Origin of the sequence: Allokutzneria albata, assembly GCF_900103775.1 — a bacterium.
Taxonomy (GTDB): Bacteria; Actinomycetota; Actinomycetes; order Mycobacteriales; family Pseudonocardiaceae; genus Allokutzneria; species Allokutzneria albata.
This window is the reverse complement of sequence record NZ_LT629701.1, coordinates 1,403,705-1,415,495: the sequence shown is the minus strand read 5'-3', so window position 1 is coordinate 1,415,495 and position 11,791 is coordinate 1,403,705. Positions and strand designations below refer to the sequence as shown.

Sequence of the window (11,791 nt, the reverse complement as noted above, 5' to 3'; positions counted from 1 at the left end):
AACGGCGGAATTGGTTTCCGCCGGTGCTTCACGCCGTGCGCGCGGTCTCCCCGCAGCCGAGGGCGCGACGGGTCGGCGGGACGTCGATCGTCCAGACCCCGTCGAACAGCGCGAGCCTGCGCCGGGCGATCACGATGACCGCGCACGCGCTGCCGAAGGCCAGCACCGGCCGCAGCGCCGCAGCGTCCTGAACGTTGTCCAGCACCAGGACGGCCCTGCGCGAACGCAGCAGCGACCGCAGCACGGACAAGCGCTCCACCTCGCGCGTCCGGTGGTCGACCTCGGCGCCGAAGACCCGCAGCAGGCGGTCGACCAGTCCGGCCTGACCTCGCGCGTCGGCGGCGACGTTGAGGTAGAACTGCCCGTCCGGGAAATGCCTGCGCAGGCGCGCGACCGCCCGCACCGCCAGCCCGGTGGTGTCCGAGTCGGGCCCGCCGACCAGCTCGACCATCCGCGGCCCGGTCGCCGGTCCGGGCTCCTCCGCCAGGATCTGGCGCATCCACTCCACCAGCTGCGCCGTGCCGTCCTGGTCCGTCCGGTCGGCGGTCACCGCCTCCGGGGCCACCGACAGCGACCGCACCGCGCCCAGGGGCGCGGCGGCGACCTTGCGGCGGGCCAGGCGCCGGAATCCCTCCAGCGACTCACCCTCGATTCCCAGAGCCCGCGCCAGCAACACCACGGACTTCCGGTGCGGCTTGCTCGTGCGCCCGCGTTCCAGATCGGAAATGGCCCGGATGCTCAATCCGGAGTGCTCGGCAAGTTCCTCCTGCGTCAGGCAGGCGCGTTCCCGCAGCGTGCGCAACAGGACCGCGAACTCCCCGGTCGGATCCGAGGAGTGACTTTCACAAACACGCAATGCACTCACGTACTACCCCCAGAACGACGACGTCCCCGACAACGCCGACCTCGACGCGGCCCTGGCCCGAGCCGCAGATAACGACCGTATGACACTCAATCGGCGTAGTGCTGGAAACTCGACGAATCTCTGCGTGAAATGTACTGATACAGCCTCGGTTGAAAGGGGTTGACAGCAGCCCGCAGCGCGTCGAGTCATCGGCAGAAAAGCAGGCAGAAACACCGGCAGAAACACCGAATCACCGGCAAATTAAATCCCACAGGAAGACAACGATTTGATTGACGATCAGGTCAATAATCGGTAACGTCGCCCGACGTCGACGTTCAGTGAATTGTCCTGCCATCGAAGAGCGCTCTTCGCACAAGAAATTCATTCTTTTTACGCAACTCGTTGGGAGACAAGCGTGCGCTCTGCCACTCTGCCCGGCATCGCCAGGACCGCCGCCGTCGCGGCCGCGGCCTTCGGCATCGCTTTCGCCGCGGCCCCCGCGGCCTCCGCCGACGCGGCGCGCCTGACCATCAGCCCGGCCGCCGGGCTCAGCGACGGCGCTGCCGTCACCGCCACCGTGTCCGGCTTCGGCGCCGGCGAGAGCGTGCTCGTCCTCGAGTGCGCCCAGCCGGAGCCCGGCCTGAACGTCTGCAACGCCGCCGAGCCCGTGCGGCTGACCGCCGACGGCAACGGCAACGCCTCCGGCCGCGCCACCGCCCGCCGCACCTTCACCGGCGTGCGGCTCGACGGCTCGGTCTGGGGCACCGTCGACTGCAAGACCGCTTCCGGCGGCTGCGGTTTCGCCGCCTCGAACGCGGCCCAGTCGGCCCACGCCCAGGCCGCCATCTCGTTCAGCTGACCCACGGCGAAAAGCCCGGTCTCTCCGCGCCGGAGAGGCCGGGCCCCGTCCGGGCTCCTATTCGGCCGTGTGCCGCCTGAGCTGCTGCACGGCCAGCAGCGATGTCCAGGCCAGCACGAGCGCGATCGCGACGGCGAAGGCCACGTTGGCCACGCGGGCGCCCTGCGACGCGAAGAGCGAGATCCAGGACGCCAGGAAGATCCCGCCGGTCACCGCACTGAAGACCGCCCATCCGCGGCGGCCCGCCGCGGCGAAACGCCGGGCGAACAGCAAGCACGCGGCGATCAGCGCGAGGAAGGCCACCGAGGCGACGAGAAGGTGCAGCATCCCGTGCGGGCTCATGCTCGTGGGCGGCCCGATCGGCGTCCCCGGCGGAAAACCGTCGGCGGGGCCGGCGGAGAAAACCCCCGCGGCGACCATGCCCGCACCGAAGACGCCGACCAGCGTCGATCCCCCGGGCCTCCGGCCCCGGCATCCGGCGCAGCCCGGCCGCGTAGGCCACGAACAGCAGTCCGCTGACGAGGAACGTGGCGATCTGGATCCATCCCTGGTCGCCGTTGCTGAGCATGCTCGCCGGGTGCCGGCTGATGTCGAATCCGTCCCGGGTCACCATCTGGAGCACGACCACGAGGACGTAGAGCGGGCCCGCGACCGCACCACAGGTCAGCAGCGCCCTCGTCGACCCGGCGGGAGCACCTGGCACCCCGCTGGCCACCGAGGTGCCGGTCCCGGGCGGCGGTCAGCCATTGTCGTCCCCGCTGGGCGCGAAGTGCTGCACCGCGAACGAGATGGCCGCCGCGAGGTCGTCGTCACCGGTTCCCCAGGCAGCCTGGACCGCGGGCCCCCAGGCGTGGCAGCTGCGGGTGGAGAACTCCCGTCCCTCGGCGGTGTTCCCCCACGTCGCCGGGTCGAACTCCACCCCGCGCAGGAAGAGGTCGAGGCCGAGCAGCGACAGGTCCCAGCCGCAGCCGATCCCGATCGTGTGGCCGGGTCCGTAGGTGCCCACCAGGTTGTCCACGATCTCGGCGGGCGAGGCGTGCTCCAGCTCCACCACGGTGCCGCCGTCGCCATCGGGCGCGAGACGGACCTCGACCTCGGTCGCCATGCCCTCGCCGAGGACCCAGGTCACCTTGATCAGGTGGGGCTCCTCGCAGCGCAGGATCTCCCCACCGGCGTTGTCCTTGAGCTGGTACTTGCCGCCGAGCCGCAGGTCGCCCTCGATCGGGGCCAGCCACCGGCCGATCCGGTCGGGGTCGGTGCAGGCGTTCCACACGTCCTCGATCGCGGCGTCGTAGCTCCGGCGCAACAGCAGCGACCGCCCCTCGCCGGTGGCGACCGGGAGCGTGCCGATCTCGCGGTGGGTGGCGTTGATCTGGTTGACGATGTCGATCACGTGTCTTCCTCGTTCTCCGTCAAGGGTTGTCCGCCGGCGGGCGCCGGCCCGCCGGGTTCGGTCTTCTGCCGTCGGCGTTCCCGCTGTCCGCGCGCGAGTTCGGTGCCCAACGCGTCCATGCGCTGGGTCCAGAACCCGCGGAAGCGCTCCAGCCAGGCGTCGACCTCCCGCAGGGGGCCTGAGTCGACGGCGTACAGCCGGCGGGTGCCGTCCGCGCGGACGATCGCGAAGCCCGACTCCCGCAACACCCGCAGGTGCTGCGACACCGCGGGCTGCGAGATGCCGAACTCCGCTCGGATGGCCTCGCTGACCGCGCCCGCGCTCTGTTCGCCGTCTGCGAGCAGTTCCAGGATCCGGCGCCTGACCGGATCGCCGAGGACATCGAAGGCGTGCACGGCACCGATAGTTTCAGTTCCCGCTTATATAAGTCAAGCCTGAAACTAGGAGCCGGGAGCCTGCCGCACCCGATGGACGCGCGGTTCAGCGGCGGATCAGGCCGAGATCGGTGGCGCTGGCGACGGCCGCGGTTCGCGAGTCGACGCCGAGCTTGGTGTAGATGCGGGCCAGGTGGGACTTGACGGTGCCCTCGGTGAGGTGGAGCCGGGCGCCGATGGCCTGGTTGGACAGGCCGCCGGCGACCAGGGTGAGGACCTCGGTCTCGCGCCGGGTCAGGGACGTGCCGGGAGTGCGCAGCCGGTTCATCAGCCGGACGGCGATCGCCGGGTGCAGTGTGGTGCGGCCGGCGGCGGCGGCGCGCACGGCGGTGGCCAGGTCCTCGGGCGGGGCGTCCTTGAGGAGATAGCCGGTGGCGCCCGCTTCGATGGCGGGCAACGTGTCGGCGTCGGTGTCGTAAGTGGTGACGATCAGGACGCGGGGGGCGCCCGGCCGGGCGGTGATCGCGGCGGTGGCCTCGGCGCCGTTCATGCCGCCCTTGAACTGCAGATCCATCAGGACGACGTCGATGTCGCCCCCGGCGGCGCGGGCGACGGCGTCCTCGGCGGTGGCGGCCTCGGCCACCACGGTGATGCCGGGTTCGGTTTCCAGCACGGCGCGCAGCCCGGCCCGCACCACGGGGTGGTCGTCGGCCAGGAGGAGGCGGATGGGGGTGTCGGTCACGGGCGGGCCTCTGGGGTGGTGTCGGCAGGCGGGGTGAGGGGGAGCTGGGCGGCCAGGGCGGTGCCTCGGCCGGGAGAGGATTCGATGGTGAGGGTGCCGCCGAGGGCGCGCACCCGGGCGTGCATGGCCACCAGGCCGAACCCGCCGCTGTCGGTGTCGGGGGCGGGTAGGTGGTCGGGGTCGAAGCCGGCGCCGTCGTCGACGACGTCGATGGCGATGTGGTCGCCGAGGTAGCTGAGGGTCACTTCGGCGGTGGTGGCGTTGGCGTGGCGGACGGTGTTGGCCAGCGCCGACTGGGCGGTCCGGAGCAGGGCCACCTCGTGGGCGGCCGGCAGCGGGGTGACCTCACCGGTGAGGTGGAAGCGGGCGGTGAGCGGGTGACGCGCGGAGGTCGTGGCGCACAGGTGCTCGAGCGCGTCGGCCAGTGTCGTGCCCTCCAGGGCGGGCGGGGTGAGGGCGGCGACGAAGCGCCGGGCTTCGGCAAGGTTGTCCACCGCGGCCTGACGGGCCTGGTCGACATAGCGTGCGGCGTTCTCCGGTGCGCCGGGCAAGGCGCGCTCGGCAGCGCGCAACAGCAACTGAATGCTTGAGAGGCCCTGGGCGAGGGTGTCGTGGATCTCGCGGGCCAGGCGTTCGCGCTCGGCCAGCACTCCGGCGGTGTGCTGCGCGTCGGCGAGATCCGCGCGGGTCGCGGTGAGTTCCTCGATCAGTTTCCGGCGCTGTTCGCTCTCCCGGTACAGGGTCTGGTAGCCCCACACCACCGCGACCGCCACCGCCGCGCCGAGGGCCGGACCGATCGCGGTGGCCGGCGTGAAGGAACCGGTGTGGGCGGCGAAGGCGATCACCGCAGCGAGCGCGGTCGTGACCACCGCGGCCAGACCGGCGCGGCGCGGCAGCAGGTGCAGCTGCAGGAAGTACAGCGGGAAAGCCACCCACACCCCGTCCGCGGAGAGAGCCAGCAGCACCAACCACACGGCGCCCACGGCGGCCAGCCACAGGGCCGCGGCTCGGCGAGAAGCTCGGATCGAGGGCAAGAGCGGCCCGACCGCGTACACCAGACCCAGGACCGCGGCCACGACTGCGGCGCGCGGTGCGCCGGCTGCCACGGCTCGGCCGGCGGCGAGGACGAGCAGGCCGACGATCAGTAGGTGCAGGCACCAGTCCAGGACACGGCTGGTGGGGGTCAGCGCGGGGGCGGCGGCGTTCACAGTTCTGCCAGCTTAGGGCCTGTCTGGTGGGTCTCGTTCGATGAGAGCCCGCCCCGGCCGCAGGCCGAAGTCGGGACACAGCGAGGTCGTTCCCGCCGGGGGCGGGCTCGGCCCGGCTATCGCGAACACGGACCTGCCAGACAGGCCCTCAGCCGCCGACGCCCGCGGAGCCTTCTGTCGAAAGTGAGAACCGGCGTACCACCGTTCGGCCCGCCGACTGCGGTCCTGAGGGAGATGCCCGGACAGCGGGGCGACGGCGATGGTGGGGGTGTACCGCTTCCACCGCGTGAAAGGGCAGGCCGAGCCATGTTCGTCGCCTGGAGAGACCTGAAGTTCGCCAAGGGGCGCTTCGCCCTGATGGGGACCGTCATCGTGCTGATCACCCTGCTGGTCGGGCTGCTGTCCGGGCTGACCGCCGGGCTGGGGCAGCAGAACGTCTCCGCGATCACCGGCCTGCCCGCGGACAAGATCGCCTTCACCGCGCCAGGTGGGCAGGGCCTGTCGTACTCCAACTCCACCGTCACCGCACGGCAGTGGCGGCAGTGGGCCCAGTTCCCCGGCGTGAGCAGCGCCGAACCGCTGGGCATCACCACCACCAAGGCCACCGCGGGCACCAAGAGCGCCAGTGTGTCCGCCTTCGGCGTGCGGCCCGGCTCCCCGCTCGCCCCGGACGGCGGCAAGGTCGACGACCGGTCGGCGGTGCTGTCCACCACCGCCGCTGACGACCTCGGCCTCACCCCGGGGGACACCGTCACCCTCGCCGGGCAGAAGCTGACCGTCTCCGCAGTGCGGGGCGATGCCTCCTTCAGCCACACGCCGGTCATCTGGGTCAGCCTCGGCACCTGGCAGAAGACCGCACCCCGCGACGGCGACGGCCCCACCAGCACGGTGATCGCACTGAACACCACCACCGGCACCGACATCCACGCGGCTGACGAGGCCGCGGGCACCACCACCGTCTCCAAGGACGACTCGCTGTCGGCGATCGGCTCCTACGCCTCCGAAAACGGCTCCCTGCAACTGATGCGCGGCTTCCTGTTCGCGATCTCCGCCCTGGTCGTCGGCGCCTTCTTCACCGTCTGGACGATCCAGCGCAGCGGCGATGTCGCTGTCCTCAAAGCCCTGGGCGCCTCCACCGCCGTCCTGCTGCGCGACGCGCTGGGTCAGGCCGTCGTCCTGCTGACCGGCGGCACCTTGATCGGCACCGGCGTCGCCGCCGCCCTCGGCGCTCTCGTCGCGGGCTCGGCCGTGCCGTTCCTCCTCACCCCCGCCACCGTCCTCGTCCCCGCCGCCGTGATGATCCTGCTCGGAGCCCTCGGGGCCGCCCTGTCCATCCGCCGCATCACCTCCGTCGACCCGCTGACCGCCCTCGGGAGCGTCCGATGAGCCTGCACCTGACCGACATCACCCTCACCTACCCCGACGGCGAGAGCCGCCTGACCGCGCTCGACCGCGTCACCCTGGACGTGCCCAGGGGCAGCCTGACCGCCGTGGTCGGCCCCTCCGGCTCCGGCAAGTCAAGCCTCCTCGCGGTCGCCGCCACCCTCATCACCCCCGACGCCGGCACCGTCACGGTCGACGGCACCGACACCAGCCGCATGACCCGCGGGGAACTGACCGACCTGCGCCGCCACAAGATCGGCATCGTCTTCCAGCAGCCCAACCTGCTGCCCTCGCTCACCGCCGCCGAACAGCTCCAGGTCATCGCCCAGCTCGACGGCCGCAGTCCCGCCAAGGCCCGCGGCCGGGCGATGGGGCTGCTGGACGCGGTCGGCCTGGCCGACCAGGCCGGTCGCCGCCCCCACCAGCTCTCCGGTGGCCAGCGCCAGCGCGTCAACATCGCCCGTGCCCTGATGAACGACCCCACGGTCCTGCTGGTCGACGAGCCCACCAGCGCCCTCGACCACGAACGCGGCGCCGCGATCATCGACCTGATCACCCGCCTGACCCACCAGCAGGCGACCTCCACGGTCCTGGTCACCCACGACCGAACCCACCTCACCGCCGTGGACCAGATCGCCGAGGTCCAGGACGGACGCCTGCGAGTGCCGACAGCAGCCCGCCATCGGTCGGCCGAGCCAGGCGGAGGCGAGCCTGTCCACATCCCTGCGGTGCAAAGGGAATAGACCGTCCACTAAGGACACTTTAGGCCGCCTTCCGCTCGGCAGCCGGTCCACGCGACGGTGATGGTCAGCAGCCGGGTGGGTCGCCGCCGAGCCCCTCCAGGTCGCTGGAGGCGATCGGCGCGCTGAACCGAGAATGAACCACGGCGGTATTCCCTCATCAGGCCGGTGTGCGGTCGGCGACGCTGATCGACAGCTCGCCAGTTCGCCGTATCACCCCGACCCCGCTGGAGGCAGCGCGGCGTCGGCAGGCACGAGAGAGGATGGGGATGAGGGGCCTCGCTTCGGCGAAGTGGTGCTATGTCACGCGCAGGGTGGCAACGCGCCAGCGGTACACACTGGGGGCCTTCGCGACACCTCCCCGAACGGGTGATCTCGTTGTGGCGCGGGTGTCGGTCGTGGGTGGCCGCGGGTGTTTGGAGGACGTCTTCGGCAGAAGGGGCAAGCTGTATCCGGGAGACCTTGTGGTCGGTGCCTGTGGCAACCGTTACGCGACCGACGTGTACGAGGGGCGTCACGAGCCGGACCAGGTGGCGCAGCTGTTGACCTCCGGCGGAGTGATCGGGACCGTTGTGTCGCGGAACAGCCGCAGCGTGCCGCCGACGGAGTTGCAGATCCTGGGGCCGCTGATCGACGAGAACCAGCGACCGGTGTCCCTGGAACAGTTCGCGGAACCGTGCTTTCCAGTGCAGGAATCCGTTGAGCAGGCGCCACCCTGTGGCGCCTTGGCGGTCGTGGGTTCCTCGATGAACTCGGGGAAGACGACCACAGCTGCGGGTCTGGTCAAAGGGTGGACCGGCGCCGGGTTGGTGGTCGGTGCGGCCAAGGTGACCGGTTCGGGCAGTGGCAAGGACCGCTGGGCCTATCTGGACGCCGGAGCCAGTCACGTACTGGACTTCCTCGACTTCGGAATGCCGTCCACCTTCGGCTATCCCGCGGAACGGCTGGCGACGACGATGGTGGCGATGCGCGACGGCTTGGTCCGTGAGGGGGCGGAAGCGATCGTCTTGGAGATCGCCGACGGCGTGCTTCAGCCGGACACGTGGACGCTGGTTTCCGAACTGCCCCGGGTGTGCGAGGGAGTGGTGCTGGCGGTGGGGGATGCGCTGGCCGCCCGCGCCGGCGCGGACCTGTTGCGTTCGCGCGGTGTCAGGGTGGTCGCACTGAGCGGCTTGGTCGCGGAGAGCCCGTTGGCCGCGAGGGAGGCCGCCGCCGTGACCGGCCTGCCTGTGGTGTCCGCCGGGCAGCTGGCCTGTGGGACGGCCGTGCAACTGCTCGCCTCTCGCACCGCGTCGTGATCCGGGGCCTCGCCTACCTGCCCGATGCCCGCCTCGGCCCTGGACGACTGGACGAGGTGGTGCTGGAGGCTGCGGTTACCGGCCCTGCCGAGTTGACCCTGCCGGAGGTGACCGTTCGGGACGAGCGCGGCGGCGAGCTGCTCTGCGGGTCGGACCTCGTCTTCGCGCCGATGGCGGGCGGCGGCCCGCTGACCGACGCCGAGGCGGATCGGCAGGCCCGTGCCTTCGGCATCGTCAACACCGCTTACCACGCTCAGCGGATGTTCCGGCTGGTCTGTCGCCTCCTGGAAACACCGCTGCCGCGCCTGGTGGTGCGGATCGGCGTGCAGTGCACAAGCGGGCGATGGGGTGGCGGGCACTACCGGTTGCCCGGATCCGTGCCCACGCCGGACGAGCACACCAGCAGCGTCGCGGGCGAAGTGCACCTCGGCGGCGGCTGTGGATTCATCCGTGCGCCCGGCGGGCGCTACTTCCACGCCCCCGCGCACAACGCGGCGATCGTGTGCCACGAGGTGGGCCACCACATGTGCAGGCACACGGCGGATTTCCGGGTCAACGGGCTGCGGGACCGGTTTGCCCAGCACAGTGGCAAGGTCGCCCTGGACGAAGGGACGGCGGACTTTCTCACCGCCGTGCTGTTGTCGACCCCGGACATCTACGGGTGGCAGCGCGGGCATCTCGCGCCGAGCGATCCACGGCGACGCCGGCTGGACGCACGGCGGACCATGGCCGCACTGCGCCCGCGCGGCTGTGGCAGCACCCACGCCAACGGCACCATCTGGGCCTCGGCGTTGTGGTCGAGTCGTGAGCGCTTGCTCGCGAACGGCGCGGACAGCGACAGCGTCACCCGCGCGCTGCTGCTCGGACTGGTCCGGCTCGGTAGCGGACGAGCACCGAAGGAGAGGCGACGCCGCAAGCAGTTCAGCGCGTTGCTCCGCGCGATCAGCGAAGCGGATGCCGTGAACGGTCCCCAGTTCCTGGCGGCGATGGCCGAACACGGCATCCTCCCCGAGGGCACCAATGCCGAGCTGCGCGACCGGTGCCGGCGGCTGAGCGCGCTGGCGGTATCCCCATGACCAGAAGCACGCAGAGCGTGCGGCCGGTGCAGCGGTTCCGTGGTTACGCCCAGCCGCACCAGCTGTCGCTCTACCTCGGGCTCGGGCTGCGGATCTGCGAGATCGCCGTCAATCTCGCCATGCCGTGGCCGCTGGCGACGGTGCTCGACCGGGTACTGGGGAAAGACTCGTCCGACAACCCGCTCAGCGCCCTGTTGGACCTGTTCGGCACGGACACGGCGATGTCGTTGACCACCGCGGCGTGCGCGGTGGTCGTGCTGGCGCTGCTGTCGGGGGCGTTCGACTACGCAGGTGACCGGCTGATGAACGGGGTTGGTCAGCGCATCAGCGCCTCGATCAGCACGGACACCTTCGCCCACCTGGTGAGGTTGCCGTTGAGCTACCACGACCGGAGCCCGGTGGGTGAATCGGTGAGCCGGATCGTCGTCGACTGCACCCGGATCAAGCACGGACTGGTCATGGCGTTCTCGACACTGCTGCCCGGCGTGCTCTGCGCCACCGGTTACACCGTGGCGTTGACGGTGCTGGACTGGCGGTTCGGTCTGATCGCGCTGGCCTGCATCCCGGTGATCGTGCTCATCGGTGTCCGCCACCGCCGGCTCGGTCACGCGGCGGCGAGACGGCAACGGGCGGCCGAAGCCGAGCTGGCCGGGCTGGTCACCGAGTCGCTCCACGGCATCAGCACCGTGCGCGCCTTCGGCCGTGAGGACCTGCACTGCGACCGGTTCACCGCCTCCAGCGGTCACTGGGTCCGCGCGGCGGTGGACGCTGCCGTGATCCAGGCACGCCGGGTGCCTTTGGTCGAAGTGGCGACCGCGGTGGGCACCGCGGCCCTGCTGTGGCTGGGCGGCGTGGGCGTCCTGCGAGGCTGGTGGAGCGTCGGGCACCTGGTCGTCGCCATGAGCTACCTGGCCGCCATGATCACTCCACTCCGCAACCTGGCGAAGCTGTCCACGACGTTCAGCCAGGCCCAGGCATCGGCGGAGCGAGTCGTGTCGATCCTCGACGAACCTGTTCCGCCGACCACCACCCGTGGTGATGGCTTGCCCCGTCGCGTCTCCGGTCGCGTCGAGTTCGTCGGTGTCGGCATGAGCTACGGCGGCGACCGCAGCGCGTTGCGCGACCTGGACCTGACCGTCCACCCCGGTGAGCGGATCGCACTGCTCGGTGCCAGCGGGGCAGGCAAGTCGACCATGCTCTCGCTCATCGCCGGGCTGTACCAGCCCACCTCCGGCGAAGTCTTGATCGACGGCAGGAGCACCGCTTCGGTACCGCGGTCATGGCTGTCCCGCCAAGTCGCGATCCTGCAACAGGACACGTTCCTGTTCTCCGGCACCGTCGCCGACAACATCCGCTACGGACGGCCGAATGCTGGTCACCGTGACGTGGCGAAGGCGGCCGAGGCCGCGCTGGTCACCGAATTCACCGATCTGTTCCCCGACGGTCTGCACACGCGGGTCGGCGAGCGCGGCATCGGGTTGTCGGGCGGACAGCGCCAGCGGGTGGGGATCGCCCGCGCGCTGCTCGTCGACGCGCCCATCATCCTGCTGGACGAACCGACCTCCGGTTTGGACAGCGACGCCGAGGACCTCGTCGTCCTCGCTCTCAGCCGTCTTGTGGAGAGCCGCACGGTCATCCTCGCCACGCACCGCCCCGCGCTCCTGCGGTTGGCCACTCGCACTGTCGCTCTCACCGCCCCGGCGCCGGACGGAGGACAACGTCGATTCGTGACGCGGTGAAGATCACTGGAAGAACCTGTCAGGCCGATGCCCAAGGCCGTCTCGCCGGATGGCGCCGACCTCCTGAGTCCACAAAGGACACAGCTTGCCGTTCGGCGGCCTCATCGACAACGGGAACCGTGCAGGACCCCGCAG

At 70.9% G+C, this 11,791-nt stretch carries 11 protein-coding genes and 1 pseudogene; 6 read left to right on the top strand and 6 right to left on the bottom strand.

Annotation, left to right across the window (positions count from 1 at the left end; genetic code table 11):
• Window positions 1-28: 28 nt before the first annotated feature.
• On the bottom strand, window positions 29-865 hold the full coding sequence (locus BLT28_RS06175) for a helix-turn-helix domain-containing protein (protein WP_081900783.1): 837 nt from the start codon (window positions 863-865) through the stop codon (window positions 29-31).
• A gap of 394 nt (window positions 866-1,259) precedes the next feature.
• Between BLT28_RS06175 and BLT28_RS06170 the strand changes: the two genes are divergently transcribed.
• Window positions 1,260-1,703 carry an enediyne antibiotic chromoprotein gene (locus tag BLT28_RS06170; RefSeq protein ID WP_043813973.1) on the top strand — a complete coding sequence of 148 codons (444 nt, stop codon included), beginning with the start codon at window positions 1,260-1,262 and terminating at the stop codon, window positions 1,701-1,703.
• Between the two features lie 57 nt (window positions 1,704-1,760).
• Here BLT28_RS06170 and BLT28_RS06165 read toward each other — a convergent pair.
• The 5 genes and pseudogenes from BLT28_RS06165 to BLT28_RS06145 form a co-directional block, all read right to left on the bottom strand.
• Window positions 1,761-2,316: pseudogene (locus BLT28_RS06165) on the bottom strand (DUF998 domain-containing protein).
• A 126-nt stretch (window positions 2,317-2,442) separates the two neighbouring features.
• Complete coding sequence (locus BLT28_RS06160) at window positions 2,443-3,096, bottom strand: SRPBCC family protein (RefSeq protein ID WP_030433216.1); 654 nt, start codon at window positions 3,094-3,096, stop codon at window positions 2,443-2,445.
• Window positions 3,093-3,491, bottom strand: coding sequence for an ArsR/SmtB family transcription factor (locus BLT28_RS06155; protein WP_030433217.1), 399 nt, complete (start codon window positions 3,489-3,491; stop codon window positions 3,093-3,095). The genes BLT28_RS06160 and BLT28_RS06155 overlap by 4 nt, the downstream gene beginning before the upstream one ends.
• 85 nt (window positions 3,492-3,576) lie before the next feature.
• Window positions 3,577-4,212: a response regulator gene (locus tag BLT28_RS06150; protein ID WP_030433218.1), complete on the bottom strand. Its 636-nt coding sequence runs from the start codon at window positions 4,210-4,212 to the stop codon at window positions 3,577-3,579.
• On the bottom strand, window positions 4,209-5,420 hold the full coding sequence (locus tag BLT28_RS06145; RefSeq protein WP_030433219.1) for a sensor histidine kinase: 1,212 nt from the start codon (window positions 5,418-5,420) through the stop codon (window positions 4,209-4,211). The genes BLT28_RS06150 and BLT28_RS06145 overlap by 4 nt, the downstream gene beginning before the upstream one ends.
• Before the next feature lie 306 nt (window positions 5,421-5,726).
• Between BLT28_RS06145 and BLT28_RS06140 the strand changes: the two genes are divergently transcribed.
• The 5 genes from BLT28_RS06140 (at window position 5,727) to BLT28_RS06120 (ending at window position 11,656) form a co-directional block, all read left to right on the top strand.
• The gene (locus BLT28_RS06140) at window positions 5,727-6,806 is read left to right on the top strand and encodes an ABC transporter permease (protein WP_030433220.1); all 1,080 of its coding nucleotides are present in this window, start codon (window positions 5,727-5,729) and stop codon (window positions 6,804-6,806) included.
• Window positions 6,803-7,546, top strand: coding sequence for an ABC transporter ATP-binding protein (locus BLT28_RS06135; RefSeq protein WP_081900785.1), 744 nt, complete (start codon window positions 6,803-6,805; stop codon window positions 7,544-7,546). The genes BLT28_RS06140 and BLT28_RS06135 overlap by 4 nt, the downstream gene beginning before the upstream one ends.
• Before the next feature lie 497 nt (window positions 7,547-8,043).
• Complete coding sequence (locus tag BLT28_RS06130) at window positions 8,044-8,841, top strand: DUF1611 domain-containing protein (protein ID WP_156051752.1); 798 nt, start codon at window positions 8,044-8,046, stop codon at window positions 8,839-8,841.
• On the top strand, window positions 8,838-9,917 hold the full coding sequence (locus BLT28_RS06125; protein WP_030433223.1) for a hypothetical protein: 1,080 nt from the start codon (window positions 8,838-8,840) through the stop codon (window positions 9,915-9,917). The genes BLT28_RS06130 and BLT28_RS06125 overlap by 4 nt, the downstream gene beginning before the upstream one ends.
• Window positions 9,914-11,656, top strand: a complete 1,743-nt coding sequence (locus BLT28_RS06120) for an ABC transporter ATP-binding protein (protein WP_030433224.1) — start codon at window positions 9,914-9,916, stop codon at window positions 11,654-11,656. Before BLT28_RS06125 ends, BLT28_RS06120 begins: the two co-directional genes overlap by 4 nt.
• Window positions 11,657-11,791: the final 135 nt, after the last annotated feature.